The following is a 26,000-nucleotide window of genomic DNA, read 5'->3' as shown; positions in this document are numbered from 1 at the left end:
CCGGAGGGCGACGACGTGCGCGGGGCGCGAGTCCATGAGGGGGACGACGTGCGCGGGGCGCGCCGCGCGTGGCGGCGCCTAGCGGTCTGTGCCGAGGACGTCGACCGGCGTGATGGCCCGATGGAGGGTTGTCTCAGGCTCGGCGACGTGGCTGCCGTGGGTCTCTCGCTTCTCAGAGACACGATCTGCCAGCGTGCGGCCCACCGGCTCCAAGGGCGGCTCCGCGTCCTGACGGTTCGCCGCCTCCTCGGGAACGCTCGCCCCAGGCGCGGATGCCTCAGGCACGCCTGGCACGGATGCCTCAGGCACGCCTGGCACGGATGCCTCAGGCACGCTCGCTTCGGGCTTGCTCGGCTCGGGCGCGCTCGCCTCCGGCGGCGTCTCACCGTCCTCGGGAGAATGTGCGTCGTCGTCCGCGCCGTCCTCGGCCGGGGCCGGCAGGGTCGCAGCAGGGTCCAGGCGACGGGCCAGCTCCAAGAGGAGGCGGGACGCCGTCGAGACCCGGGAGTCGTCGCGCGAGCGCAAGGCGGTGAGAAGGTACTCGGCGACGGCGAACTCAGCATGGAACATCGAGCGACGCACAAGGGAGGTGTCCCGCGGGTGGTCGCGGCGGGCCAAAGCGTCCGAATACGCGTCCAAGACCGCCATCCGGTGCGCCGGGTCCAAGCCCATGACCCACGCGAAGTCCTGGGCAGGGTCCGCCACGCACAGCTCAGACCAGCCCGTCACATGGATGGAGTCCGCAGTCGCGCGGAACTGGCCCTCGTGGAGATCGCCGTGCACCGGCGTGGGCGTGAACCGCCACAGGCCCGCCTCATCGAGGACCCCCTCCCAGCGGGAGAGCAGAGCGGACGGGACGCGGCCGGTCTGCGCCGCGGCGTCCAGGAGGTTGAGCATACGAGAGCGGACCTCGCTCGCCTCATAGAACGGAAGCCCGGCATCCTCCAGCGCGTGAGCAGGCATCAGGTGGATCGCCGCGAGAGCACGGCCCACGCGCTCGAGGCACTCCGGGTCCCTCTCCCAGCCGGACCCCTCGAGGGGCTCAGACGCGATGTCCTTGAACACAACGGTGGAGAGCGTGCCCCGCGAGTACCGTCCCGCGGGCGTCGCGACCACGAGGTCGTCCCCGACGTGGTGGGCGACCAGCTGGAGCAGGTCAGACTCGACGAGCAGCGACGTGCTCGCCTCCGGCGTCTCGGCGGAGATCACGCCGAACCGCTCGCCGTCGGCCGCCCGCACCTGTGTTGACACCGTGTCCTCTGAGCGAGCCAGCCCTGCAACGGACACGATCGACACGCCCTCCAGCGCGGCAGAGGCGAGGGCGGCTAGGCGAAGGGCGTCAAGGTTCTCGTCGGAAGTCACCTCTTCACGCTAGCGGACTTTCAGCCCAGGGCTGGGAGGGGGCCTGAACGTGCCCTGTCATCCGGCTCGGTCCAGCCTGGGGGAGTACCGTTAAGAGCATGCCCTCTTTCGACCGTGCCGTCCTGCCCGCGTCCCCTCCGGCAGCCGGCGGGGTGAGCCGCGCGGCGGAGGAGCGGGCGGGGGACCGCCTGCTCGTGCGCCTGCGAGGTGCCTCGACAACCCGCTACGTCGTCATCGCCGCCCACCCAGCTGGCAGGACGGACGTCCTCACGGCCCCCGGTGGCGAGGTGCTGCACGGCCCTGAGGTCGCGGCGGTGCTTGAGACGGGCGCGCTCGCCGTCGTCGCCCTCGGAGAGCTGACCGGCGCGGACACCGCCGGTGTCATTGCCCTCGTTCTCCCGGCCGAGGCCGCGCAGGAGACCCCGCGCGCGGGCCTTGCCTGGGTCCCGGGCCGGTCCGCTTTCGCGGACGCCGTTGACGCGGGGGACGGTGGCGTCCTCGCCGCGCTGACCCACGCGCAGGCCATGGCAGCGTGGCACGCAAGCCACCGGTTCTCCCCGGAGACGGGGCGCCCGACCGGCACCGCGCACTCCGGGTGGGTCCGCGTGGACCCGGTGACCGGTACAGAGCTCTTCCCGAGGACGGATCCGGCCGTCATCGTCGCGCTCGTGGACGAGGAGGACCGCATCATTCTCGGCCGCGCCGCCGGGTGGCCGGAGACCCGGTACTCCACCCTCGCCGGGTTCGTCGAGCCGGGCGAGACCCCCGAGGAGGCCGTGGTCCGCGAGCTCCGGGAGGAGGTCGGCGTCCGGGTGGACCGCGTCCGCTACCTCGGCTCGCAGTCCTGGCCGTTCCCGCGCTCGCTCATGCTGGGGTTCATTGCGACGACGTCGTCGCCGCCCGTGGCCGACGGCACGGAGATCGTCAGCGCCCGCGCGTTCTCGAGGGCAGAGCTGGAGGAGGCCGTGGCGGACGGCAGCGTCACCCTCCCTGGCACGGCGTCGATCTCGCGCGCGCTCATCCGCGCGTGGCACGAGGCGGAGGAGACTCGATGAACCCGGACGACATCCTGGCGGCGCTGGATCCCGAGCAGCGAGAGGTCGCCGCGAACCTGACCGGGCCCATGGTGGTCCTGGCCGGCGCGGGCACGGGCAAGACGCGCGCCATCACGCACCGGATCGCCTACGGCGTGGCCAGCGGCGTCTACAAGCCGCAGCAGGTCCTGGCGGTGACCTTCACGGCCCGCGCCGCAGCCGAGATGCGGGCCCGTCTTCGTGCCCTCGGGGCGCACGGCGTCCAGGCGCGCACGTTCCACTCGGCGGCCCTCCGGCAGCTTCAGTACTTCTGGCCCCAGGCCATTGGCGGCACGCCGCACCGGCTCGTGGACAACAAGGCCGCGCTCATCGCGGAGTCCGCCCGTCGCCTGCGTCTGACCACGGACCGGGCGGCGATCCGGGACCTCGCGGGGGAGATCGAATGGGCCAAAGTCTCGATGCTCACCCCGGAGGCGTATGAGCGCGCGCCCGGCCGCGTGCCGCCCACGGGGTTCGACCAGCGTGCGGTGGCGCGGCTCTACCGTGCGTATGAGGGCCTGAAGGAGGAGCGCCTTGTCATCGACTTCGAGGACGTCCTCCTGCTGACCGTGGGAATCCTTGAGGACGATGCCCGCGTGGCCGCCGCGGTGCGGGAGCAGTACCGCTACTTCGTCGTCGACGAGTACCAGGACGTCTCCCCGCTTCAGCAGCGGCTCCTGGACCTGTGGCTGGGCGGCCGCAAGGAGCTCTGCGTGGTCGGTGACGCGAGCCAGACGATCTACAGCTTCACGGGTGCCTCGAGCCGCCATCTTCTGGAGTTCACCTCGGCGTATGAGGGGGCGCGCGTCGTCAAGCTCGTCCGGGACTATCGCTCGACGCCGCAGGTGGTCAAGGCGGCCAACGACCTCCTTGCGGCCCGCCAGGGCGGGTCCTCGCAGGGCGGCGCCGACGAGGCCCGTTGGGCCGAGCCGCTCGAGCTGCGCGCCCAGCGCCCCTCGGGGCCGGAGGTCCTCTTCGCGGAGCTGGCGGATGATGCTGCGGAGGCGGAGGCCGTCGCGGCCCACATCAAGAAGACCATCGCCGCGGGCACCCCGGCCAGCGAGATCGCGGTCCTCTTCCGCACGAACGGCCAGTCGCAGGCCTTCGAGGAGGCACTCGGCTCGGCGGGCGTGCCGTTCAAGCTGCGCGGCGCGGAGCGGTTCTACGAGCGCCGCGAGGTCCGGGAGGGCATTCTTCAGCTGCGGGCGGCCGCCCGGGCCGCGGACCCGGGGGAGGATCCGGGGCAGCTTGCGCGGACCGTGCTCTCCTCGCTCGGGTACGCGGAGACGGCCCCGTCCGGCACGGGCGCTCAGCGGGAGCGCTGGGAGTCGCTGGCGGCGCTTGTCGCGGTGGCGGACGAGGTGGCTGGCCTGCGCCGTGACCGCGGCGAGGCTGTCACACTTCAGGACGTCGTCGACGAGCTGACGGACCGCGCGGCGAGCGCGCACGTGCCGACCCTCGACGGCGTGGCGCTGGCCTCGATCCACACGGCCAAGGGCCTCGAGTGGGACGCTGTGTACCTGGCGGGGATGAGCGAGGGGCTCATGCCCATCTCGTACGCCCAGACCCAGGCGGAGATCGACGAGGAGCGCCGCCTCCTCTACGTGGGCATCACGCGCGCCCGCCAGCAGCTGCACATCTCGTGGGCGCTTTCCCGCACGAAGGGCGGCAGCGCGAACCGCAAGCCGTCTCGTTTCCTTCACGCGCTCTCTCCGGACGTTCGGGCCCGTCACGGCGCGGTCTCGAGCCGCGAGCGGACGGGCCCCGCGCGGCCACGCGAGTCCAAGGCGGCGGTGTGTGTCGTGTGCGGCAGCCCCCTGACCTCGCCTCAGGAGCGCAAGCTGCGTCACTGCTCGGATTGTCCGCTCTCCTTCGACGAGTCGGTCTTCGAGGCGCTGCGCGCGTGGCGCAAGGACGAGGCGGACGCGACGGGCAAGCCGGCGTTCGTCGTGTTCACGGACGCGACGCTCATGCTCATGGCCGAGGTGCTGCCGTCCACGGTGCAGGAGCTGGCCGGGATCTCGGGCGTCGGGGCCTCGAAGATCGAGCGCTACGGGGAGGCGGTGCTCGCCCTCGTCAAGGAGCACCGCTCGTGACGCCGGGCTCGTTCGAGGAGCGGGTTGAGGTCCGGACGCTGGCCGGGCCGCGGGAGGTCTTGGTCCGCCGCTCTGCCCGCCGGGTCAAGACGGTGAGTGCGCGCTGGGAGGGCGAGGAGCTTGTCATTCTCGCCCCGGCCCGCCGCTCCCGGGGGGAGGGGGAGGTCTTCCGGGACCTGGTGGAGCGGCTCGTGGCGCGCCGTGAGTCGCGGTCAGAGGACGACGACGGCCTGGCGGAACGCGCCCGCCGCCTCATCGACGCCCATTTTCCGGGGTTGGAGCCGCCAGCGTCCGTGCGCTGGGTGACGAATCAGCGGACCCGCTGGGGCTCGGCCTCGGTCCAGGCGCGCACGATCCGTCTCTCTCACATCCTCGCGGGCATGCCGGGGTGGGTCGTGGATGCCGTCCTGGTGCACGAGCTGGCGCACCTCATTGAGCCGAACCACGGCCCGGCCTTCCGCGCCCTGTGCCGCCGGTATCCGCGCACGGACGAGGCGCGCGTCTATCTCAGCGGGGTCGAGTACGGCCTGCGCGCGGGCGCGGGAGGGGCCGCCGACTAGGGGCGGGGCCCGTCCTCGGCGGGCTTCTCACCGCTGCCGGGCGACTCCTCGTCCCCGCGCGGGCCAGCGGAGCCGCCAGGCGCGTCGTCGCCCCCACGCCCGCCAGGGCCGTCCTGGCCGTCAGGCGCGGTGTCATACCCGCCGGAGAGGAGCTTCTCCAGCTCCGCGTCGACGTCCGCGTCCGCCGCCGCCCGCTCGCGCTGCCGCGAGGTGTAGCCGGCGGGGTCGTCGAGGTCCGCGGGGGAGGGCAGGAGGTCGGGGTGGGCCCAGACGGCGTCGCGGGCCTCGCTGCCGCCCTCGGCCTCGATGAAGTGGAAGAGCGCCGCGGCGTCCCGGAGGCGGCGCGGGCGCAGCTCGAGGCCGACGAGGCCCGCGAAGGCCTGCTCCGTGGGCCCTTGGGTGACGCGGCGGCGGCGGATGGTCTCGGCGAGCATGGCGGCGGACGGCAGGCGGGCCGCCGAGGCGTTGACGACGACGTCCACCCAGCCCTCGATGAGCGCGAGGAGCGTCTCGAGGCGGGTCAGGGCCTCCGCCTGCGCGGGGGTGGTGGCCGGCTGGAAGAGCCCCTCGCCCAGGGCCTCCTCGAAGGAGCCGGGGGCGGACGGGTCGATCTGCCGGGCGACCTCTTCCATGCGGCTCGGGTCGATCTCGATGCCGGCGGCGAAGTCGGCCACAGCCCGGAGGACGTGCGCGCGCAGCCAGGGGGCGCGGTGGAAGAGGCGGGCGTGGGCTTCCTCGCGGAGGGCGAGGTAGATGTTGATCTCGTCGGCGCTGAGGTCGAAGCCCTCCGCGAACGCGGCGACGTTCCGAGGCACGAGCCCCAGGGAGCCCTTGACGAGGGGCACGCCCACGTCTCCGGTGGAGAGCACGGAGCCCGCGAGGGTGCCCACGGCCTGGCCGAGCTGGAGGGCGAAGAGGGACTGGCCCACGCCGTCGAGCATGGCGCTCGCCCCGCTGATCATCGCGGCCATCTCCGGCGGCGCCTGCGTCTCGAAGGCGGACTTCATGGCAGCGGACACGGACGCGGCGATGGGCGCGGTCATCTCGCGGAACGTGCCGAAGGACGCCTCGACCCACTGCGTCCTCGTGTAGACGCGCGGCTGGACGGGGAGGGACTCGAACGCTGTCGTCTCGTCGAGCCAGAGGCTCGCGAGCCTGAATGCCTGGTCGACGCCGGACCGCTCGGCGTCGCTCGCCGCGGCCTCGGCGCCCCCGGTGCCGGCGGCGAGGGAGCGGGCCGTCTCGCGTGCCTGCGCCCATGAGGACTCCGGGTCGGCGGCCGATGTGAACATGGACTGGGCCTGCTGCATCATGCCCCTGAGGACGGCGGGGTCCGTGGGGAGCCCCAGGGAGCGCAGCACCTCCGGGTCCGCGTCCCCCTGGCCGCTCATGATCCCCTGAAGGGCGCGCGCGATCTCCTCGAAGGACGGCGAGTCCCCGCCTGAGGGGTCCGCGGCGTCCCAGTTCTCGGGTGTGCTGGCCATGGTGTCCGTCCTTCGCGTCTCGTGAGGGCAACCGTTGATGCCACGTTACGAAACTCCTCTGTGTGCGGCCCGTGAAGCCGCCGTGTCTCGTTGAGAGCGAACGGGATAAAATGACGCTCATGTCCACCGTGGCCCCCTCTCCTCAACCGCGCCGCCGCAGGGGCCGGACCGCCTCTGTTGTGCTCGGCGCCGGCGCCGTGGCCGTCATCCTCGGCGGCGCCGTCATCCCGTATCCGTACGTCATCGAGTCGCCCGGGCCGACCTACGACGTCCTCAAGGAGGACGTCATCCAGGTCGCCGGCCGGCCCACGTACCCGGCCACGGGCTCGCTCTCGATGACCACGGTCTACCTGACGGGCGGGCCCGGCCAGGATGTCCACGGATTCGACATCCTCGGGGCCTGGCTGCGCGGGGACAGCCGGATCGTCCCCGAGAGGGAGATCTTCCCCGGAGACACCACGCCGGAGGAGATCGCGCACACGAGCCGCCTCGAGATGACCAACTCGCAGAACGCCGCGGTCGCCGCCGCGTACACCCGCCTCGGGATCCCGTACCAGAAGAGGCTCGTCGTCCAGGCGCTCGTCAAGGGCGCGCCGGCGGCTGGCGTCCTCAAGGACGGGGACCAGATCCTCGCGGCGGGTGGGGGCCCCGTGGCTGACGTCGTCGCGCTCCGCAAAGCCGTGGAGGCCTCCGAGGGCAAGCCCGTGGCGCTGACCGTCCTGAGGGACGGGGCCCGGCGCGAGCTGACGGTCAAGCCGGTCAAGCAAGAGCAGCGCTGGGTCCTGGGGGTCTACCTGAAGAACGACTTCACGTTCCCGTTCACGCCGACGTTCAACCTCCGGGACGTGGGTGGCCCGAGCGCGGGCATGATGTTCGCCCTCGGCCTGCTCGAGGAGCTCACCCCGGGGGACCAGACCAACGGCCATGCGATCGCCGGGACGGGCACGATCCAGGCGACGGGGGAGGTGGGGCCCATCGGCGGGATCCAGCAGAAGATGATCGGCGCGTCCCGCTCGGGGGCCCGGTATTTCCTGGCGCCCGCCGCCAACTGCGGGGATGTCGTGGGCCACGTGCCGTCCGGCATGGAGGTCGTTCGGGTCGCCACGCTGGAGCAGGCCGCCGCCGCCGTGACCGCCATCGGGCGCGGCGAGACGAGGGAGAGCAATCCACAGGCGCTACCGACCTGCGGCTGAGATCAGGGAGAATGGTCTGAGAACGGTGACCCGCCGGCGCGGGTGACCGGACTCACCAGGCCCATCTGACGAGGACATGATGACCGCTCGCCCCACAGCCCCCCGCCCGCCCAGAGCCACACGCACCGTGCGGCTCGTGAGCCTGCTCGTGGCGGTGCTGCTGGGAGCGCGGCTCCTTCTCGAGATGTACACGGACGTCCTCTGGTACAACCAGCTTGGCTACGGCGGCGTCTTCTGGCGGAACGCCGGATTCTCTGCGCTGGGGTTCGCGGCGGCCTTCCTCATCGTCGCCGTCCCGCTCCACCTTGTCCTGCGCCGCCGCCTTGCGCTTGAGCCGTCGCGGTTCGCGAGCGAGGCCGTCCGCCAGTACCACCGCCTCTTGGGCCCGTACCGGCGCGCGTTCCTCTGGGCAGTGCCAGCCTTCGCTGGCTTCGTGGCCGGGCTGGCCGGCGCCCAGAACTGGCAGGCGTTCGCTCTCCTCTTCACGGCGGAGAGCTTCGGGGCCGCGGACCCGATCTACGGCCACGACGTCTCGTTCTACGTCATGGTGCTGCCGGCCCTGACGTTCCTCGCCACGCTCGCGCTTGCTTCCTCGCTCCTCGTCCTTGCGGCGCTCGTGTACTTCGCCTGGATGTCCGGGCACATCGCGGCCCGGCCCGAGGGCCTGTTCGTGGCCCGGGGAACGCGGCGCGCGGTCCTCGCGGCCGGGGCGGTGACTCTTGTGCTCGTGGGCGTGAGGGTCTGGCTGGGGCGGTACGGCGTGCTGCACGAGGCCAACGGGGCCTGGGCTGGCGCGCTCTTCACGGACGCCAACGTCCGGATGCCGAGCATGGCCATCCTCGCGGCGGCCTGCGTCGTCGTCGCCCTTGTCTTCCTCGTCTCGGCGCGGATGCGCCGCTCCTCCCTGCCCACAGTGGGGCTCGCAGCCCTCGCGCTGACAGGACTCGTGGCGGGCGTGCTCGTGCCGTGGGGCGTCCAGCAGTATGTGGTGACGCCGAGCGCGCAGTCGAGGGAGAACCCGTTCATCAAGCACAACATTGACGCGACCCGCGCCGCGTACGGCCTCGACAAGGTGGAGGTCAGGCAGTACGACGCCACGACCAAGGCCAGCGCTGAGGCCCTCGGCAAGGACGCGGCCTCGCTCAACAACGTGCGCCTCCTGGACCCCAACGTGGTCTCGAATGCCTTCGCCCAGCTGCAGCAGTACCGCCCGTACTACCAGTTCCCCGCGCAGCTCAACGTGGATCGCTACGCCCTGGACGGCAAGACGCAGGACACTGTCATCGCGGTGCGAGAGCTCAACGTCGACGGCACCCCGGACTCATGGGTCAACCGGCACCTCGTCTACACGCACGGCTACGGCGTTGTCGCCGCGTACGGCTCGAAGGTCTCTTCTGACGGCAAGCCAGAGTTCATGCAGTCCGGCATCCCCACGTCCGGCAAGCTCGGGGAGTACGAGCCCCGCATCTACTTCGGGCAGAAGTCACCGGACTACTCGATCGTCGGAGCGCCGGAGGGCTCGGCCCCCCAGGAGATCGACCGCCCCCAGAACACGGACGCCTCCGCGGAGGAGTCCCGCACGAGCTTCAGCGGCAACGGCGGCCCCCGCCTGGACAACCCCGTCAACCGGCTCGCGTACGCGCTGAAGTTCGGGTCCACGAACATTCTGCTCTCCAACGGGGTCCACAAGGAGTCCCAGATCCTCTACAAGCGGGACCCGCGCGAGCGCGTCGCCGCGGCCGCACCGTTCCTCACGGTGGACGACAACGCCTATCCGGCCGTCGTCGACGGGCGCGTCCAGTGGATCGTCGACGCTTACACGGTCTCTGACAAGTACCCGTACTCCACGCCGACGGAGCTCAGCTCCGCGACGACCGACACGAACACGAGCGCCGGGCGCCGCGAGGCCCTGCCCGCCAAGAAGGCCAACTACATGCGCAACTCCGTCAAGGCGACGGTCGACGCCTACGACGGCACGGTGCGCCTGTACTCCTGGGACGAGGACCCGATCCTGCGCGCCTGGAAGAGGATCTACCCGGGCGTGATCCGGGACCGCTCCGAGATGAGCGGCGGCCTCCTGTCTCACGTCCGCTATCCGCAGGACCAGTTCAAGGTCCAGCGTGAAATGCTCGGCCGCTATCACGTCACGGACGCCAATCGTCTCTTCAACAACGACGACGCCTGGGTTGTGCCGAACGACCCGACCTCGTCGGCGAAGGCCCTCCAGCCGCCTTACTACATGAGCTTGAAGATGCCGGGCGAGTCGGCGGCGTCCTTCGCCCTGACGACCCCGTTCATCTCGAGCAACCTGCGAAGCGGGCAGCAGCGCGACGTCATGTACGGCTTCCTCTCCGCGAACGGTGAGGCCGGCTCGACCCAGGGCAAGGTGGCCGAGGGGTACGGGCGGCTGACGCTGCTCGAGCTCCCGCGGGACACGGTTGTGCCAGGGCCGGGTCAGGCGCAGACGCGCTTCACGTCGAACCCGACCGTGAGCAAGGAGCTCAACCTGCTCAGCTCGGGCGCCTCCCAGGTCATCAACGGCAACCTGCTGTCCCTGCCCGCTGGCGACGGCATTCTCTACGTGCAGCCCGTCTACGTCCAGGCGAAGGAGGGCATCAAGATGCCGACCCTGCGCCGAGTCCTCGTGAACTTCGGAGAAGAGGTCGGGTTCGCACCCACGCTTGACGAGGCGCTCGACCAGATCTTCAAGGGATACGCGGCGAAGAGCGGAACGGGGTCCACCAGCACGCCTGCTGACAAGGACACGACGAAGCCGAACGCCTCCAAGCCCGCCTCAGACGAGCTGCGCCAGGCGCTCTCCAGCGCGAGCGAGGCGATGAAGCGCGGCCAGGACGCGCTCGCCAAGGGCGACTTCGCGGCCTACGGGACGGCCCAGGAGGACCTCAAGAAGGCCCTGGCCGCAGCCATCGCCGCCGAGGAGAAGGCGGCAAACACCAAGTAGCCTGACCCACCCCGCGTGTGACGTCGACCTCAGAGGCCCCCTTCGATTTGCCAAAGATGTCGCACTCGCGTAACGTTGAGTTTGTTGACGCGGGGTGGAGCAGTTCGGTAGCTCGCCGGGCTCATAACCCGGAGGTCGCAAGTTCAAATCTTGCCCCCGCCACTAAGAAACACGGGAAGCCCCCGGAACCAGGTTTGGTTCCGGGGGCTTCCCGCATGCGGGCTCGCACCGCGTCCCTCAGCCGGCCTTCGAGCGCAAGAGTCGCGCTGCCTCCTGGACCTTGCTCGCCGGCATCCTGATTCTCACCTCGCCGCCCGCGTACTCGGCCACCACCTCGCCGGTGAGCGCTCCCTGCTTCGTTCTCACCACCTGGACGCGGTCGTAGCGGAGCTCGCGCGTCCGCGAGCCCACCAGGCCAGCCTGGACAAGGATGACGCGGTCTGCGAGGAAAAAGGCAGCGGACTTGCTGCTTCCGCAGAAGAGCATCACGGGCTCGTCGAAGAGCTCTTGTGTTCCCGCGGCGACGACGGCCGGCCGGGCACGCTCCACCTCCGGAGAATAGGTGCCAAGCCGCCAGTAGTGGGGTTTGATCACGGCAACAATGTGCGGATTCGTGAGGTGGGTGTGCAGAGGGGAGAAGATGCCCATCGACCATTCCTTGACACGCTTGCGACCGGACTCCGGGGTGGAGGCGCGGACGCAACGATCACGGGGCGGTGCAGGGTTCGCTCCGCGGGGTGGTCATCCGGGCCTGCGCCTTCTGATCTGAATGGTATCGCGCGCCTCGGCGGTCACGGCCCCGGTGCTAACCTGAGAAAAGTGACACGGGGTGCCAGCGCGCCGATCCGCCGCTGGCTGAGAGCAGACCCGTCGAACCTGATCTAGGTAGAACTAGCGAAGGGATGTCCCATGGCTTCACCACAGCCTCCCAACGGCGCGAGCGCTGTCTCCGCCCACCCCGCAGAGGCCGCCCAGACCGGTCCGGCCTCCCAGACCGGTCCGGCCTCCCAGCCCGGTCCGGCCTCCCAGCCCGGCCACCCCTCCCAGCCCGGCCCGATCGACGCGGCTGGAGCCCTGACCGCGCTGCGCCAGCGCCACCCGCTCGTGCAGTGCATCACGAACGCCGTGGTCACGAACTACACGGCCAACGTCCTCCTCGCCCTCGGAGCCTCGCCAGCCATGTGCGACATCCCCGGTGAGGCGGGCGGGTTCGCGGCCATGGCTGACGGCGTCCTCGTCAACCTCGGCACACCGACCCGCGAGCAGCGGGAGGCAGCCCTCGAAGCAGCCCAGCAGGAGACGCCTTGGGTGCTCGACCCGGTGGCGGTCGGCGCGCTCCCAGTCCGCACGGCCCTCGCCTTCGAGCTGCTCGAGGCCTGCCCGGCCATCATCCGCGGCAACGCTTCCGAGATCCTCGTCATGGCGGGGGAGGGAGAGGGCGGGCGCGGTGTCGACGCCACGGCGGAGTCGGCGGACGCCCTGGAGGCCGCGAGGGCGCTGGCCAAGCGCCGCGGCCTCGTCGTCGCCGTCTCTGGGGAGACTGACTTCATCACCGATGGGACGCGCCTCATCACGGTGACCGGCGGAAGCGAGCTGCTGACGCGCATGACAGGCGGAGGCTGCTCGCTCGGCGCCGTCATGGCCGCGTTCGCGGGGGTCACGGGCCCCCTCGAGGCGGCGTCGGCTGCCTCGGCGCTCTATGCCGTGGCGTCGGAGCGGGCGGCGGCAGCGAGCGAGGGGCCGGGCTCGTTCGCGATGCGGTTCATCGACGAGCTCGCCCGCGTGACCCCGGAGGACCTGAACAACCGCATCACGGAGGTGACGGCATGAGCCAGACCAACGAGACCACGCCGGCCGCCGCGCCAGCTTCCGCAGACGCGCGCCCGGGGGACACGCCCCAGGCTCTCGCCCGCGAGACGGACCTGGCACGGGCCCTGGCCGCCGCAACTGACCGGGTGCCCCGCGTCCTGAGCATTGCCGGAACGGATCCCACGGGCGGCGCTGGGCTCCAGGCGGATCTCAAGTCCTTCGCCGCCATGGGGGCGTACGGCATGGGCGTCGTGACCGCGCTCGTCGCGCAGAACACGCAGGGCGTCCGCGGCGTCCACACCCCGCCGCAGTCCTTCCTCGAGGAGCAGCTGTGCAGCGTGTCGGACGACGTCGAGATCGACGCAGTCAAAATCGGCATGCTCGGCTCGGCCGACACCGTCGAGACGGTCCGGCGCTGGCTCAGCGACGTCAGGCCCCCGCTTGTGGTCTTCGATCCGGTCATGGTCGCCTCGAGCGGTGACCGCCTCCTTGATGACGACGCCGAGGCCGCCGTCCGGGGTCTCGTGCCGCTGGCCGACCTGGTCACGCCCAACATCCCCGAGCTCGCCGTCCTGACCGGGGGCGCGCCCGCCCGGACGTGGGCCGAGGCGCGCCGCCAAGCCGAGGACCTCGCGGCCTCCGCGGGCGTCGTCGTCCTGCTCAAGGGAGGGCACCTCGAGGGCGAGGACGCGAACGACGCCGTGGTCCGCGCTGACGCGATCACCGAGGTTCCGGGGGAGCGGATTGACACGAAGAACACCCACGGGACCGGCTGCTCGCTCTCCTCGGCGATGGCCGCCCTTGGCGCGTGGGGGCTGACCTGGGAGGATGCGCTGCCCAGGGCGAAGGGGTGGCTGACGGACGCGCTGCGGGCCGCCGATGCCCTGAACGTTGGCCGCGGGCACGGGCCCGTGGACCATGGGGTGCGCACCCGGCATCTCGCGCGGCCGTCCTCGTGGGCGCGCGAGCAGTGGGATGCGTGCGCGGACGTGCGGGCCGCGTCGTCGCAGGGCCGGTTCGTCACTCGGCTCGCGGCGGGGACGCTGGAGCGCGCCCGATTCGAGTGGTACCTCGCCCAGGACCTGCTCTACCTGGACGAGTACGCTCGCGCCCTGGCGAGCCTTGCGGCCGTGGCCCCGACTCGTCGGGCGCAGGCCTTCTGGGCCCGGGCCTCGCAGGAGTGCCTCGAGGTGGAGGCGGCCCTGCACTTGTCCCACGCGCGCGAGGGGTCGCCCGAGGCCGCGCCGATGACCCGGGCGTACACGGATCACCTCCTCGCCGTCAGCGCGCGCGGCAGCTACGCGGAGCTCGCCGCGGCCGTCCTCCCGTGCTTCTGGCTGTACCAGGCCGTGGGGGAGGAGCTCGCCGAGGCGGCGCGGCCCGAGCACCCGTATGTGGACTGGCTTGCGACGTACGGGACGGACGAGTTCCGGGAGTCCACGCGCGTGGCCATCGAGCTGACGGACGAGGCCGCGGGGCACGCCGGCCCGGAAGAACGCTCGCGGATGGCGGCCGCGTTCCGGCGCTCCATGGAGCTGGAGCGGGACTTCTTCGACGCACCGTGCGACGCGCTGCTCGAGCCGCAGCCCCTGCCTCAGCGGTAGCGGACGCGGGGTCCGACGACGGGGCCCCGGGCCCAACGGCACGCAGCCTGAGCTGCCGCCGCTGGGCTCGGGGCCCGGCCTGGGAGGAGTCGTGAGCCCTAGTGCTGCTCCTGGCCCTTCGAGTAGTCGATGCTGAGCTGGTCAGCGGCCGACGCGTCCCCGCCGCTGATCGCCCGGGGCGCCTCGGTGGTGCCGGCCTTGAGGGCGGCGAGGCGTGCCTCGATCTCGGTCATCTCGCCGAGGTCCTCAAGCTGGTTGAACTGGGCGTCGATCGAGGACGCCTGGAGCTCCTGCTGGCCCATGACGCGGGCTTCCTCGCGGCGGACCTTCTCCTCGAAGCGGGAGATCTCGCTCGTCGGGTCCATCATGTCGATGCCCTTCATGGCATCCGTGACCTTGGACTGCGCGTCCGCGACCTTGGCGCGGGCCACGAGCTGGTTGCGCTTGGCCTCGAGCTCGCCGAGCTTGCCGCGCATGCCGTCGAGGCCCTTCTTGAGGCTCGCGACGACTTCCTGCTGGGAGGCGATGGTCGGCTCGACCGCCTTGGCCTCGCCCTCCGACTGGATCTGCCGCTGGAGGGCGACCTTGGCGAGGTTGTCGAACTTCTCGGCGTCCGCAGAGTTGCCCTGCGCCCGGAACGTGTCCGCCTGACGGCTCGCCGCGAGGGCCTTGGCGCCCCAGGAGCGGGCGGCCTCGACGTCCTCGGCGTGGTCCTTCTCCAGCATGCGGAGGTTGCCGATGGTCTGGGCCACGGCCTGCTCCGCCTCCGCGATGTTGTTGCGGTAGTCGCGGACCATCTGGTCCAGCATCTTCTGCGGGTCCTCGGCCTGGTCCAGGAGGGCGTTGATGTTCGCGCGGGTGAGCTGGGCGATGCGCCCGAAGATGGACTGCTTAACCATGGGGTTTCCTGCCTTCGTTGGTTGGTCGTGCGAGTGAGCGTGGCCAGGAGATGACGACGACGGCCTGGCCGGTCCGGGGGTGGGCCGCTAGAAGTCGCCGCCTCCGCCGAAGTCTCCTCCGCCGAAGTCGCCGCCGCCGAGATCGATCCCGCCGAAGCCGCCGCCGTCAAAGCCGCCGCCTCCGCTGAACCCGCCGGCGTGTCCGCCTCCGTCGAAGATGTTGTCGAGGAGTCCTCCAAGGACGAGCCCGCCGAGGAGCGCTCCGCCCATGCCGGACGAGCGGCCCCCGCCGTAGCCCCCTCCAAAGCCGCCGCCGTAGCCTCCACCGAATCCGCCGCCGTAGCCGCCCTGCTGGAAGGCGGAGACGTCGCGGTCGGCGAGGGAGAGGGCGTCGTCGGCCAGGCGCAGGGACTGCTGCGCGAGGTCGAGGGCGCGGACCGGGTCCGATCCGCGGTAGACGAGGGACTCGTCGAAGGTGCGCATGGCCTCGGAGAGGCGCGTGCGGGCCTGGGCGCCGACGCCGCCGCGGCGGGCCTCGATGAAGTCCCGGGCTGTGTCGACGCGGCGCTGGGCGCGCTCCAGTGTGCGGTCGAGCTCCTGGGCGGCCTGGCGCTGCGCCTGTTCGGTCTGCGATGCGGCGGAGAGGATGTGACTCACACGGTCCCGGGCGATGTCGAGACGCTCCGAGAGGTCGATCGGGTCGTAGTGGCCGCGCTGCCGCTCGGCCTCCACGAGCGCGATGGTCTCCTGGAGGCCTGCGGCGGCCGCGGTGAGCTCGGAGCCGGCGGCGCTCCCGCTCTTGGCGGCGGCGGCGGCCTGGGCGGCGTCCGCCTTGGCATCCGCGAGCGAGCGGTCGAGACGCGCGTCGAGGGCCGTGATGCTCTGTGCCGTCTCGTGGATCTGCGTCAGGAGAGCGGACGCCTGCTTCAGGGCCTCCTCGAGCGGGCGGGCGACGACGACGGCCTGGCTGCGGTCTCCCGCCGCCACGTGCTGACGGGCCGTGTCCACGCAGGAGCGGACGTAGGCGAGACGCTCCTCGGCCTGTGCGGCGTTGTCCTGCACGCGGAGGACGGCCTGCCGGGAGTACCGCGAAGCGGTGTCCTCGACGATCGACTTGGCGTCCGTGAGCTGTCCGGCGAGCTGCTGGGCGCGCTGGTCGAACGCGTTGAGGGTCTCCTCAATGCCGGACTCCATGCCGCGCAGGCGCTCGAAGACGGACTGCTGCTCCGCGAGGGACGCCTTGACCTGCCCGGTCAGCTCGATGATCGTCACGAGCCAGGTACGGGTCTGCTCCTCGGTGTCCGGGATGTCGTCGTCGAGCTGCTGCTGGCAGGTGTACGCCTCCTGCATCGTCGAGGAGGCCGTGGCGATGGCTGCGCGCAGCGGCTTGACCTCCTCCTCGCCGAACTGGAGCTTGGCGAACTCCACTTCTTGTTCGGCGGCGTGGATGGCGTCGTCGGCCTGGAGGATGTCCTGGCCCGCGCGCGCTCGCAGCTCCTCCAGGGGCAGCCCGTAGAGGGGGCTGCTGGCGGCACCGGCTGCGGGGCCGCCGGCGATCTGAGGCTGCTGCGAGGCTGTGGAGCCTGCGCGCTTCTTGCGCCGCGAGTACAGGTACGCGGCGCCCGCACCGAGGGCGACGACGCCGGCGCCCGCAGCGACCGCAGCCCCGCCCCCGCTCTCGGAGGCCGGGGACGCCGTCCCGGAGGTCCCGGAGGTCCCGGACGTGCCGGAGGAGGTTCCGATCTGCCCGACGGCGGAGCTCGCCGCGATGCCGGCCTTCGCCCAGTCTGCGGCCGTGGGGTTCGAGACGCCGGAGAACGCCGAGCGGACGGCGGAGGCGATGGCCTCGCCGTCCTGCTTGGTCAGGCCGGAGCCGGACGGGGCGCGCAGGTCCATGGAGCGGTTGGTCGTGTCGAGGTACAGGACGACGTCCTTCTTGCCCAGGCTGCTGGAAGACAGGGCCTTGGCGCCCCAGGAGTTCGCGTTGGACGGGTTCTCGAACCGGTCCGCGTACACGATGTGCAGCGTGTAGCCGCTCTGGGACTCCGCCTGCCGGATGGCCTCCGTGACCTCTCCGGTGCGTGAGCCGAGGACGCCGTGCGGGTCCTTGACGAGCGTGGAGGACGTGACGCTGATGGGGCTGTCTGCAAACGCGGGGGCCGCTGTGAGGCCGCCGACGGTGAGGAGGGTCCCGAGCGCGAGGCTGCGCGTCAGGGTGCCTCGGGTGCGAGGTCGTGGTGCGTCATAGCGCATGGTGGAGACTCCTCAAGTCGATGCTCCCTCTCAGCCTATTAGCCCTTTCCTGGAAGTAACCAAGAAATCCCCTGGACAAGCCTGCAGGCGCTCCGCGGGCCGCCAGGCCTTCCCAGGCGAGCGGGCGGGTCCGCACAGCTGGGGCCAATGAGACTCGGACACAATCAGTGGGGGCGGCCTCTGCGTCATGATTGGATGAGGGGCGGGCCGCGACGATCAGAGGCAGGCCCGCCAAGGGCAGACGCATGAAGGAGCACGAGCGATGAGCAATGCAGACGGGCAGCTGGAGCCGGGCCAGGACGGGTCAGGACAGCGCGGGGAGGACGCCACAGGGCGCCTTCCGCAGGTGCCGGGCGGGCAGCCGACGTCGCAGCAGCCCATCGTCACGCCGCCGTCCCAGTCTCCCGGGCATCAGGGTCAGAGCCCTCAGCCGCTGTGGCCCGCGCAGCCTCATCAGCCCGCCCAGCAGCAGGCGCCCGCCCCCGGATCGCCGTCCTGGCCGGACCCCGCGCGACAGCCCCAGGGCCAGTACCCGCCCCAGGGCCAGTACGCACCCCACGGCCAGTACTCCCAGCCGCAGCCCGGCGCGCAGCCCACTCTCGGCGCCTCGGCGCACCAGGCGGCCCAGCCGCAGCAGCCCCTGAGCGGCACAGCCCAGCCTCAGCCGCAGCCGCAGGTTAAGCCTGCCCGGCGCGCCCGTCCAGGCCTCGTCCCCCTGGCGGTCGCCGCCCTCGTCGGCGGTCTTGTCGGCGGCGGGATCAGCGGGGCTGTCGTCTCCGCCTCGAAGGGCACGGGCGGGGAGGCCTCATCCAACCGGGTCACCATCACCAACGGCCAGCAGGCCACGGCGGCCAGCGCCGTCGCGCAGAAGGCGTCCCCGTCGGTCGTGACCATCGCCGCGATCTCGGGGAGCTCGGGCGGCTCGGGGTCCGGCATCGTCCTCGACAAGGAGGGTCACATCCTGACCAACGCTCACGTCGTGACGGTCAACGGCAAGACGGACGGGGTCAACCTCCAGGTCCGTCTCTACGACAACAAGGTGTACCAGGCGACCCTCGTCGGCGCGGACCCCCTCTCGGACATCGCCGTCCTCAAGGTGGACGCCCCGAACCTCACCCCGGCCACGCTCGGCGACTCGAACAAGATCAACGTGGGAGACATGGCGATCGTCATCGGCTCCCCGCTCGGCCTGAGCGGCACGGTCACGGACGGCATCATCTCGACGAAGAGCCGCACCATCGGCCTCACCAGCGCCAAGGCCACGGACGAGCGGAGCACGAGCGCCTCTGACCGCGTCTACGTCAACGTCATCCAGACGGACGCGGCGCTCAACCACGGCAATTCGGGAGGCGCGCTCGTCGACGGCAAGGGCCAGGTCATCGGCGTCAACGTCGCCATCGCCTCCTCCAGCTCGGCCCAGGGAGAGTCCGCGAGCGGCATCGGATTCGCCCTGCCGATCAACGGCGCCAAGCGGATCGCCGACTCCCTCATCAAGGACGGCAAGGCGAGCCACGGCTACCTCGGCGTCCAGGTGTCCTCGCAGAGCCCCGCCGGCATCACGGGGGACACGATGTTCTCCGCCGGTGCCCTCGTCAACTCCGTCGTGGAGAACTCGCCAGCGTCCAAGGCCGGCCTGAAGAAGGGCGACGTCATCACGAGCGTGGACAGCCTCGTTGTCGAGGACGCGAAGTCCCTCACCGCGGCGGTGCGCACGTTCCCGGCCGGTCAGAGCGCCACGCTGACGATCCTCCGCGACGGCAAGGAGCAGCAGCTCAAGGTCACGGTGGGCGACATCCCCTCGACCCAGAATTGAGGCCTCCCGTGACGGAACACCCCGCGACCGAGACCTCCTCGGCCGAGTCTCCCGCCGCCGCGCTCCCGTCCCTGGCCTTCTCCGGCGACTCGAGGGCCGGGGCGGCGCTCGCGGACGTCCGCACCGCCCTCGTGTTCTTCGCGCACCCCGACGACGTCGACTTCGGCGCGGGCGGCACAGTCGCCTGCCTGGCGAGGCGGGGCGTCAAGGTGGTCTACTGCGTCATGACGGACGGTGACGCGGGCGGCTTCGACGACGACTCGCGCGCCGCCATTGTCGAGACCCGCCGGGCCGAGCAGCGCCGAGCGGCCGAGATTGCAGGGGCCGCAGACGTGGTCTTCCTCGGGGAGCGGGACGGCTATCTCGCCCCGAGCCACGAGCTGATCGGCCGCGTCGTCGCCCTCATGCGGGAGCACAGGCCGCAGATCGTCTTCTCGCTGCACCCCGAGCGGGCCTGGAGCTCCCTTCACCGCTCTCACCCGGACCACTTGGCGTGTGGCGAGATCGTCACGCGCGCGGCCTTTCCCGCCGTGGAGAACAACTACGCCTACGAGCACCTGCGCGCCCAGGGCCTTGAGGCCTACCGCCTGCCGTGGCTGTTCCTCTTCGCGGGCCCCGACGAGCGGACGAATCTCCGCGTGGACGTCACCGAGGCCGTGGACACGAAGCTTCGCGCCCTCGACGTCCACCTGAGCCAGCACCCGGACCCGGAGGCCATGCGGGAGACGGTGCGCGCGCAGCTTCGCGCCAGCGCTGACTCCGGCCAGTGGGCCGCGCCTGTCACCGCGGCGGAGGAGTTTCATGCGGTCTGCGTCAACGGCCCGGGGACCTTCGCGGGCTTCTGAGGCGGACGACGGCGGGGCCGCCCGTGGCGCCGCCGCGGGCGGGGCTACGGCCGGGCGACGTGGACTTCGGCCGTCGCGCTGAAGTCGGCGAACCCGGGGGCCAGCACGGCGTCGAGGTACTCGCTGCGGATGCGCCGGTTTGCCTCGGCGTCGTCCGTCGTGAGGACGCGCCGCAGGGACGTGCCCAGCACGAGGTCCCAGAGAAGCTCGCGGTCCAGGCTCATCTTGAGGTGAATCTCGCCTGACTCGATCTCGCCGAACCCCGCCTCGGAGAGGTCCTCGCGCAGGCGCAGGGGAGTGTCGAACCGCTCGAGGCGTTCGAAGGCGCCGGGGAGCGGGCCCTGCTCGAGGGCACGGTTGTGCCGCTGGGCGACCGTGAGCAGGGGCGTGAGGAGGCCGCGCAGCTCGGGCCCCGACCACGTGGAGAGGGCAAGCCGCCCGCCGGGGGCGAGACACCCGCGGATGCCGCCCAGGAAGCCGGTGAGGTCTGCGACGCGCGTCATGGCGAGGCCGAGGAGGACCGCGTCCGGGGCCGTCTCGGGCTCGAAGGAGGCCGCGTCCGCGTGCACCGTGTGGAGGTTGCGCAGATTGAGGGTGCGGGCCTTCTCCGCAGCAAGGGCGAGGAGGGCGGCTGAGGGGTCGACGGCCGTGACCGTGCCCTCCGGACCCACTTCCTGCGCTGCGGGCAGCGACACGCCGCCAGTGCCCGCGAAGAGGTCGAGGACCTGCTCGCCCGGCACGAGGTCCGCCGCAGACGTCAGGGCGCTGCCGAGCGGGTTCCAGACGCTCGGAGCGAGGCTCTCGAAGCTCTCGGCGCCCGAGGAGCCGTACGGCGGCCGGGGATCGATATCTCGGGTGGGCATGGGACTCACGATCCTTGGTGGGGGACAGGCGCGGCTCCGGCGAAATCGTGCTGGCGCCAGGCCTCGAAGACGGCCACGGAGGCCGTGTTGGACAGGTTCATGGAGCGGCGGGCCGGGAGCATGGGCAGTCTCAGCGTGTCCGTGACGGCCGGGTGCGCGAGGTGCTCGCTCGCCAGGCCGACGGACTCCCGGCCGAACATGAGGACGTCCCCGGGCTGGTACGCAACGTCGTCGTACCGCCGGGCGCCGCCGGAGGTGAAGGCGAAGACGCGCTGCCCGGCGAGCGCCTCGAAAGCCGCGTCGAGAGTGGGGTGGACGGTCACGACAGCGAGGTCGTGATAGTCCAGGCCCGCCCGGCGCAGCTTGGCGTCCGAGAAATCGAACCCGAGGGGCTCGACGAGGTGAAGCGCGGAGCCCGTGATGGCAGCGAGGCGGATGGCGTTGCCCGTGTTGCCGGGGATCTCGGGTTCCACGAAGAGGAGATTGAACACGCTCACATTCAAGCACGGCGCACCCTCTCCGCGCTTGCCCGAGGCCCGGGCGGGCCCGCTGTGAGCGAATCGGCGAGGCGAGGGCTCGCCCCGGGGCGGCCTGCGGCGATAGCCTGGACGGCATGACTACGGGCGGATCGGGCGGACTGGGGGGCAGCCGCATCTACATGGACTACGCGGCCACGGCGCCCCTCGACCCGCGGGCGCTCGACGCCTTTGTTGAGGCCTCCCGCCGAGTGGGGAACCCGTCCTCGCTGCACGCGGGCGGACGGAGCGCCCGCTTCGCCCTCGAGTCCTCGAGGGAGCGGATCGCCGCGGCTGCGGGGGCGCACCCGAGCGAGCTGATCTTCACGGGCTCCGGCACGGAGGCGGACAACCTCGCCCTGACGGGCCTCTACAGGGCGCGGCGGGCCGCCGACCCGACCAAGCGGCGCATCCTCGTCACGGGGATCGAGCACCATGCGGTCCTGGACGTCGTCGACTGGCTGGAGCGCCGCGAGGGAGCCGTCGTCGAGCTGGTCCCGGTGGCGGAGGACGGAACCGTGGACCTCGAGGCGGCCGAGGCCCGCCTCGCGGCCCACCCGGACGAGTTCGCCCTGGGGACCCTCATGTGGGCCAACAACGAGGTGGGCACGCTCCAGCCGGTCTGTCGCTTCGTTGAGCTCTGCGCCTCGCGGGGCGTGCCCGTCCACTCGGACGCCGTCCAGGCACTGGGGACGGTCGGCGTGGACTTCGCGGCGTCGGGGCTCGCGACAATGGCGGTCTCGGGCCACAAGTGCGGGGCCCCCGTGGGCATCGGCGCCCTGTTCGTCCGCCGGGACGTGACGCTTGAGCCGCTCCTCCACGGCGGGGGGCAGGAGCGCGGCCTGCGCTCCGGAACGCTGGACACCGCCGGCGCCGCAGCGTTCGCCGAGGCCCTCGACGTGCCGGAGGAGGAGCGAGTGGAGCGCTCGCGCCGCCTTGCGGCCCTGTCCCGGCGTTTTGCAGAGGGCATCGAGGCCCGCATCCCGTGGGCCGTGCTCAACGGCCTCAGCCCCGCCGAGGCGGACGCGCCGCGCCTGCCCGGCATCGTCAACGTCTCCTTCCCGGGGGCCGACGGGGACTCGATCCTCTTTCTCCTCGACTCGGCCGGCGTCCAGACCTCGACGGGCTCCGCCTGCACCGCAGGCGTCGCGCGACCCTCGCACGTCGTCCTGGCGATGACGGGGGACGAGGAGCGGGCGCGCGGCACGCAGCGCTTCAGCCTCGGATCCGGGACCACGGAGGCGGACGTCGACGCGCTTCTCGAGATTCTCCCGGCCATAGCCGAGCGCGCGCGGGCCGCGGGGCAGGCGTCTGCCCGGCGGGCCGCGAGCACCCCTGACCCCGAAAGGACCGTGACCGGACCATGAAGATTCTGGCTGCCATGAGCGGCGGCGTGGACTCGGCCGTGGCCGCGGCCCGGGCGGTGGACGCGGGGCACGAGGTCGTCGGCGTGCACCTCGCCCTCTCCCGCATGCCCGGAACCCTCCGCACGGGCAGCCGCGGCTGCTGCACCATCGAGGACAGCCAGGACGCGTGGCGCGCGTGCGAGCGGCTCGGCATCCCCTTCTATGTGTGGGACTTCTCCGAGCGCTTCAAGGAGGACGTCGTCGACGACTTCGTCGCCGAGTACGCCGCTGGCCGCACCCCCAACCCGTGCATGCGCTGCAACGAGAAGATCAAGTTCGCCGCGCTCCTGGACAAGGCCGTGGCGCTCGGCTTCGACGCGGTGGCCACCGGCCACTACGCGCGCCTCACCCGGGACGCCGACGGCCGCCCCGAGCTGCACCGCTCGAGCGACTGGGCCAAGGACCAGTCCTACGTCCTCGGCGTGCTCACGGAGGAGCAGCTCAACCACTGCCTCTTCCCGCTCGACGACGTCGAGTCCAAGGCCCACGTGCGGGCCGAGGCGGAGGCCCGAGGCCTCGCTGTGGCCAAGAAGCCCGACTCCTACGACATCTGCTTCATCCCCGACGGCGACACCCGCGGCTGGCTCGAGGAGCGGATTGAGATGGAGCCCGGCGCCATCGTCACGCCGGAGGGCGAGCGGCTCGGCGAGCATCGGGGGGCCCAGGCCTTCACGGTGGGCCAGCGCAAGGGCCTGGCCCTGGGCCGCCCCGCACCGGACGGCAAGCCCCGCTTCGTCCTCGAGATCCGGCCCAAGACCAACGAGGTCGTCGTCGGCCCGGAGCGCCTCCTCGCCGTGGACACCCTGACGGGCCGCCGCGTCTCCTGGGCCGGACGCCCCGTGCCGGAGGCGGAGGCCGGGCTGCCCTTCGAGGTGCACGTCCAGGTCCGCGCCCACGGGGATCCTGAGCCCGCCACAGCGCGCGTGGCAGAGGGCGACGACGGGGCCGCCAGGCTCGTCGTCGACCTCCACAAGCCCATGCGCGGGGTGGCACCCGGCCAGACGATGGTCATCTACAGCGGGACGCGAGTGCTGGGCCAGGCGACCCTCGAGTCCGCCCGCTCCGCCGAGTTCGAGACCGCCGCCCGCGCCGACTGACCCGGCACCGGACCGACGCCCGCGCGCGCCGGACGGAGGGCGCGCCCCTGCCGAGGCCGCGCATGAGGCGGCCCCGGCGGGGGAGGCTACGACGCGGTGAGGGACACGTCGTCGATGTCGAAGTCCGTGGCCAGGCCGTCATCCTCGACCCCGAGGAAGCGAATCTGGACGGTCTTGCCCGCGTAGTTGCCGAGGTTCAGGCTCCGCAGCGTGTACCCGCTCGCGTTGAGGTTCGAGTACGTCGCCACGGTCCGCACACTGGAGCCGTCGATGACCTGGACGCGCAGGGTGTCGTAGGCCGTCGTCGTCGAGGACTCCTGCGTGCGGATCGAGAGCCAGAAGGACAGGTTGGCGTTCGTCGTTCCGGCCGGGATGGAGACGGTCTGCGTGAGGCGGTAGTCGCTGAAGACGCCCGCGTCGTTGAGGCACGCGTACTTCAGGCCGGTCCGGGCGCCGCCGTTGGCCGTCAGGGTGTCCGCGTGCGTGGCGCTCCACGGGGAGAGGGAGCTGTTCTCGAAGCCGCCGTTGACGATGAGATTGCCCGAGGGCCCCGGGGCCGGCGAGGGGGCGGCGCCGCCGGTCACGGATCGCATGGTCATGGTCGCGTCCGCCAGGCCCGTGCCGCAGCCGGAGCACGCGGACGGGAACGGGCGGACGCCGCTCTTGATGGCCGCCTCAATCTGAGCGGGCGTCATGTCGCGGCGGACCGACTTGATGAGGGCGGCGAGGCCCGCGATGTGAGGGGTGGCCATGGACGTTCCTTGGTACGAGGCGTACGTGGCCGAGGTCGGCGTGGTCGTGCCGGCGTTGAGCGTGGACAGGATGCCGTAGCCGGCGCTCGTGTCCCCGCCGGGCGCGGCGACGTCCACCGTGCTGCCGTAGTTCGAGTAGTAGGCCCGGCCGCCGTACTGGTTCGTCGAGGCGACGTTGATGACGTTCTGGCAGTTGCCGGGGTTGTAGTAGTTCGAGACGTCGTTCTCGTTGCCCGCGGCGACGACGACGGTGGTGCCGCGGGACACCGCGCCGTTGATCGCGTTCTGGTAGGCCACGCTGCACTGGCCGCTGCCGCCGAGGCTCATGTTGATGATGTCGGCCTTGGTCCGGGTGTTCGGCACGCCGTAGACGGAGCCGCCCGAGGCCCACGTGACGCCGTCCGCGATATCGGACAGGGTGCCTCCGCACTCCGCGAGGACGCGCACGGGCATGAATTTGGCCTGGGGCGCGACGCCGACGACGCCGCTGGAGTTGGCCACCGCGGCGATCGTGCCTGCGACGTGGGTCCCGTGCCAGGACGAGCTCTCGGCGCGCTCGTTGCCGCACTCGCCGACGGGCGCCCAGTCGCCCGAGTCGAGCGCGTCGTTGTCCCGCCCGTTCCCATCCCGGGAGAGGTACGGATCCGAGACGAAGTCGTAGCCCGGGAGCCGGTTGGCGTCGAGATCCGGGTGGTAGGTGTACCCGGTGTCGACGACGGCGACGACGACCCCGCTGCCCATCGAGTAGTCCCACGCGCCGGGGACCCGCATGCCAGCCGAGGACGTGAAGTCCCACTGCCGGCCGTAGAGGGAGTCGGAAGGCGCGAAAGTCGGCTTGAGCCGGATATCCGGCTCGACTGCAGCGACGTTCGGGTCGTCCGCGAGCTCCTTCATGTAGGCGGTCGCCTCCGCAGGGGAGAGGGGCGTTCCCGCCGTGACCAGGTCCGCCCCGGTGCCGAGGGTGCGGACCTTCTTCGTCTTGCCCTTGCCGCGGGCGGCCTTGTCCGCGGACGCCTGCGTGCGCTGGAGGGACGTCGCCTTCGCTGACGCGCTCTGGTCCTTGTACGTGACGATGAAGTCCTTGTACGTCTCCGAGGACTTGAGGGACTGCGTCTGGACGAGGCCCGAGGGCTGAGCGGCGGGCGTGGCCGCGGCCGGGGTGGGGGAGGACACGAGGCCCGCGGCGAGGAGCCCGGCGGCGCTCGCGGCCAGGGCCAGAGAGCGGCCCATTCGAGATGTGAGAGCGGTCATAAGGATAACCATCCGTTTCTTGAGAGTGCTCACAGAGTCCCACAGGGAGCCTTTCAAGGGAATAGGCGGCGGCGATTCTGAACAGATCTGGGCGGGGGAGGGGCCGGCGTGGAGAGATGTCCACGACGGGGCGGGCCAGGTGCCAGGCTGCGTGCCACTGCAT

Annotated in this window: 19 protein-coding genes, 1 tRNA gene and 1 riboswitch; of the genes, 12 read left to right on the top strand and 8 right to left on the bottom strand. The window is 71.6% G+C overall.

Annotation, left to right across the window (positions count from 1 at the left end; all coding sequences use genetic code 11):
• Positions 1–78 precede the first annotated feature (78 nt).
• On the bottom strand, positions 79–1,362 hold the full coding sequence (locus J2S35_RS01980) for a phosphotransferase (protein WP_309849256.1): 1,284 nt from the start codon (positions 1,360–1,362) through the stop codon (positions 79–81).
• A 98-nt stretch (positions 1,363–1,460) separates the two neighbouring features.
• Here J2S35_RS01980 and nudC point away from each other — a divergent pair, with 98 nt between their 5' ends.
• The 3 genes from nudC to J2S35_RS01965 are packed head-to-tail and all read left to right on the top strand — an operon-like array spanning position 1,461 to position 5,091.
• Positions 1,461–2,417 (top strand): NAD(+) diphosphatase, encoded by a 957-nt coding sequence (gene nudC / locus J2S35_RS01975; protein ID WP_309849253.1) that lies wholly within the window; start codon positions 1,461–1,463, stop codon positions 2,415–2,417.
• Positions 2,414–4,531, top strand: a complete 2,118-nt coding sequence (locus J2S35_RS01970) for an ATP-dependent DNA helicase UvrD2 (protein WP_309849250.1) — start codon at positions 2,414–2,416, stop codon at positions 4,529–4,531. The genes nudC and J2S35_RS01970 overlap by 4 nt, the downstream gene beginning before the upstream one ends.
• Positions 4,528–5,091: a M48 metallopeptidase family protein gene (locus J2S35_RS01965; protein ID WP_309849249.1), complete on the top strand. Its 564-nt coding sequence runs from the start codon at positions 4,528–4,530 to the stop codon at positions 5,089–5,091. Before J2S35_RS01970 ends, J2S35_RS01965 begins: the two co-directional genes overlap by 4 nt.
• On the opposite strand, the gene J2S35_RS01960 is transcribed toward J2S35_RS01965, so the two are convergent.
• Positions 5,088–6,575, bottom strand: coding sequence for a zinc-dependent metalloprotease (locus J2S35_RS01960; RefSeq protein WP_309849247.1), 1,488 nt, complete (start codon positions 6,573–6,575; stop codon positions 5,088–5,090). The two genes, J2S35_RS01965 and J2S35_RS01960, sit on opposite strands and share 4 nt — an antisense overlap.
• Before the next feature lie 119 nt (positions 6,576–6,694).
• Between J2S35_RS01960 and J2S35_RS01955 the strand changes: the two genes are divergently transcribed.
• From J2S35_RS01955 to J2S35_RS01945, 3 genes are all read left to right on the top strand, one after another.
• The gene (locus J2S35_RS01955; protein WP_309849245.1) at positions 6,695–7,768 is read left to right on the top strand and encodes a YlbL family protein; all 1,074 of its coding nucleotides are present in this window, start codon (positions 6,695–6,697) and stop codon (positions 7,766–7,768) included.
• Positions 7,769–7,895: 127 nt separating this feature from the next.
• On the top strand, positions 7,896–10,730 hold the full coding sequence (locus J2S35_RS01950; protein WP_309849244.1) for a UPF0182 family membrane protein: 2,835 nt from the start codon (positions 7,896–7,898) through the stop codon (positions 10,728–10,730).
• A gap of 88 nt (positions 10,731–10,818) precedes the next feature.
• Positions 10,819–10,892 (top strand) — tRNA-Met (locus tag J2S35_RS01945).
• A gap of 75 nt (positions 10,893–10,967) precedes the next feature.
• Here J2S35_RS01945 and J2S35_RS01940 read toward each other — a convergent pair.
• A complete protein-coding gene (locus tag J2S35_RS01940; RefSeq protein ID WP_309849242.1) occupies positions 10,968–11,378 on the bottom strand; it encodes a PH domain-containing protein in 411 nt (136 codons plus the stop codon).
• A 167-nt stretch (positions 11,379–11,545) separates the two neighbouring features.
• Positions 11,546–11,650: riboswitch (TPP riboswitch) on the top strand.
• On the opposite strand from J2S35_RS01940, the gene thiM reads away from it, so the two are divergent.
• Together thiM and thiD are read left to right on the top strand one after the other, a co-directional pair.
• Entirely contained in the window at positions 11,640–12,560 is a 921-nt protein-coding gene (gene thiM, locus J2S35_RS01935; RefSeq protein WP_309849239.1) for a hydroxyethylthiazole kinase, read from the top strand. (Overlaps the previous riboswitch by 11 nt.)
• A complete protein-coding gene (thiD, locus tag J2S35_RS01930) occupies positions 12,557–14,143 on the top strand; it encodes a bifunctional hydroxymethylpyrimidine kinase/phosphomethylpyrimidine kinase (RefSeq protein ID WP_309849236.1) in 1,587 nt (528 codons plus the stop codon). Before thiM ends, thiD begins: the two co-directional genes overlap by 4 nt.
• Before the next feature lie 98 nt (positions 14,144–14,241).
• Here thiD and J2S35_RS01925 read toward each other — a convergent pair whose 3' ends face one another.
• Together J2S35_RS01925 and J2S35_RS01920 are read right to left on the bottom strand one after the other, a co-directional pair.
• Positions 14,242–15,042 (bottom strand): PspA/IM30 family protein, encoded by an 801-nt coding sequence (locus J2S35_RS01925; RefSeq protein WP_309849234.1) that lies wholly within the window; start codon positions 15,040–15,042, stop codon positions 14,242–14,244.
• Between the two features lie 87 nt (positions 15,043–15,129).
• The gene (locus tag J2S35_RS01920; RefSeq protein WP_309849231.1) at positions 15,130–17,295 is read right to left on the bottom strand and encodes a coiled-coil domain-containing protein; all 2,166 of its coding nucleotides are present in this window, start codon (positions 17,293–17,295) and stop codon (positions 15,130–15,132) included.
• A gap of 262 nt (positions 17,296–17,557) precedes the next feature.
• Between J2S35_RS01920 and J2S35_RS01915 the strand changes: the two genes are divergently transcribed.
• Both J2S35_RS01915 and J2S35_RS01910 read left to right on the top strand, forming a co-directional pair.
• Complete coding sequence (locus J2S35_RS01915) at positions 17,558–19,108, top strand: S1C family serine protease (RefSeq protein ID WP_309849230.1); 1,551 nt, start codon at positions 17,558–17,560, stop codon at positions 19,106–19,108.
• A gap of 71 nt (positions 19,109–19,179) precedes the next feature.
• Positions 19,180–19,953, top strand: a complete 774-nt coding sequence (locus J2S35_RS01910; protein ID WP_380083958.1) for a PIG-L deacetylase family protein — start codon at positions 19,180–19,182, stop codon at positions 19,951–19,953.
• A 44-nt stretch (positions 19,954–19,997) separates the two neighbouring features.
• On the opposite strand, the gene J2S35_RS01905 is transcribed toward J2S35_RS01910, so the two are convergent.
• Together J2S35_RS01905 and J2S35_RS01900 are read right to left on the bottom strand one after the other, a co-directional pair.
• Positions 19,998–20,816, bottom strand: coding sequence for a class I SAM-dependent methyltransferase (locus J2S35_RS01905; RefSeq protein ID WP_309849227.1), 819 nt, complete (start codon positions 20,814–20,816; stop codon positions 19,998–20,000).
• Positions 20,817–20,821: 5 nt separating this feature from the next.
• Positions 20,822–21,307, bottom strand: coding sequence for a tRNA (cytidine(34)-2'-O)-methyltransferase (locus J2S35_RS01900; protein ID WP_309849225.1), 486 nt, complete (start codon positions 21,305–21,307; stop codon positions 20,822–20,824).
• 122 nt (positions 21,308–21,429) lie between these two features.
• Between J2S35_RS01900 and J2S35_RS01895 the strand changes: the two genes are divergently transcribed.
• Together J2S35_RS01895 and mnmA are read left to right on the top strand one after the other, a co-directional pair.
• Entirely contained in the window at positions 21,430–22,698 is a 1,269-nt protein-coding gene (locus J2S35_RS01895) for a cysteine desulfurase family protein (RefSeq protein ID WP_309849223.1), read from the top strand.
• A complete protein-coding gene (mnmA, locus tag J2S35_RS01890) occupies positions 22,695–23,834 on the top strand; it encodes a tRNA 2-thiouridine(34) synthase MnmA (protein WP_309849220.1) in 1,140 nt (379 codons plus the stop codon). The genes J2S35_RS01895 and mnmA overlap by 4 nt, the downstream gene beginning before the upstream one ends.
• A gap of 86 nt (positions 23,835–23,920) precedes the next feature.
• Here the strand turns inward: mnmA and J2S35_RS01885 are convergent, their stop codons facing one another.
• On the bottom strand, positions 23,921–25,837 hold the full coding sequence (locus J2S35_RS01885) for a S8 family serine peptidase (RefSeq protein ID WP_309849218.1): 1,917 nt from the start codon (positions 25,835–25,837) through the stop codon (positions 23,921–23,923).
• Between the last annotated feature and the right edge of the window lie 163 nt (positions 25,838–26,000).

It is taken from the genome of Falsarthrobacter nasiphocae (assembly GCF_031456275.1).
Classification (GTDB): Bacteria; Actinomycetota; Actinomycetes; order Actinomycetales; family Micrococcaceae; genus Falsarthrobacter; species Falsarthrobacter nasiphocae.
Note: the sequence above shows the minus strand (reverse complement) of the source record. Positions and strands in the feature narration are given on the sequence as shown.

Bases quoted from the DNA above. Each gene is read 5' to 3' on its own strand.
- nudC (WP_309849253.1), top strand. From the start codon at position 1,461: ATGCCCTCTTTCGACCGTGCCGTCCTGCCCGCGTCCCCTCCGGCAGCC.
- J2S35_RS01970 (WP_309849250.1), top strand. From the start codon at position 2,414: ATGAACCCGGACGACATCCTGGCGGCGCTGGATCCCGAGCAGCGAGAG.
- J2S35_RS01960 (WP_309849247.1), bottom strand. From the start codon at position 6,575: ATGGCCAGCACACCCGAGAACTGGGACGCCGCGGACCCCTCAGGCGGG.
- J2S35_RS01955 (WP_309849245.1), top strand. From the start codon at position 6,695: ATGTCCACCGTGGCCCCCTCTCCTCAACCGCGCCGCCGCAGGGGCCGG.
- J2S35_RS01940 (WP_309849242.1), bottom strand. From the start codon at position 11,378: ATGGGCATCTTCTCCCCTCTGCACACCCACCTCACGAATCCGCACATT.
- thiM (WP_309849239.1), top strand. From the start codon at position 11,640: ATGGCTTCACCACAGCCTCCCAACGGCGCGAGCGCTGTCTCCGCCCAC.
- thiD (WP_309849236.1), top strand. From the start codon at position 12,557: ATGAGCCAGACCAACGAGACCACGCCGGCCGCCGCGCCAGCTTCCGCA.
- J2S35_RS01925 (WP_309849234.1), bottom strand. From the start codon at position 15,042: ATGGTTAAGCAGTCCATCTTCGGGCGCATCGCCCAGCTCACCCGCGCG.
- J2S35_RS01920 (WP_309849231.1), bottom strand. From the start codon at position 17,295: ATGCGCTATGACGCACCACGACCTCGCACCCGAGGCACCCTGACGCGC.
- J2S35_RS01915 (WP_309849230.1), top strand. From the start codon at position 17,558: ATGAGCAATGCAGACGGGCAGCTGGAGCCGGGCCAGGACGGGTCAGGA.
- J2S35_RS01905 (WP_309849227.1), bottom strand. From the start codon at position 20,816: ATGCCCACCCGAGATATCGATCCCCGGCCGCCGTACGGCTCCTCGGGC.
- J2S35_RS01895 (WP_309849223.1), top strand. From the start codon at position 21,430: ATGACTACGGGCGGATCGGGCGGACTGGGGGGCAGCCGCATCTACATG.
- mnmA (WP_309849220.1), top strand. From the start codon at position 22,695: ATGAAGATTCTGGCTGCCATGAGCGGCGGCGTGGACTCGGCCGTGGCC.
- J2S35_RS01885 (WP_309849218.1), bottom strand. From the start codon at position 25,837: ATGACCGCTCTCACATCTCGAATGGGCCGCTCTCTGGCCCTGGCCGCG.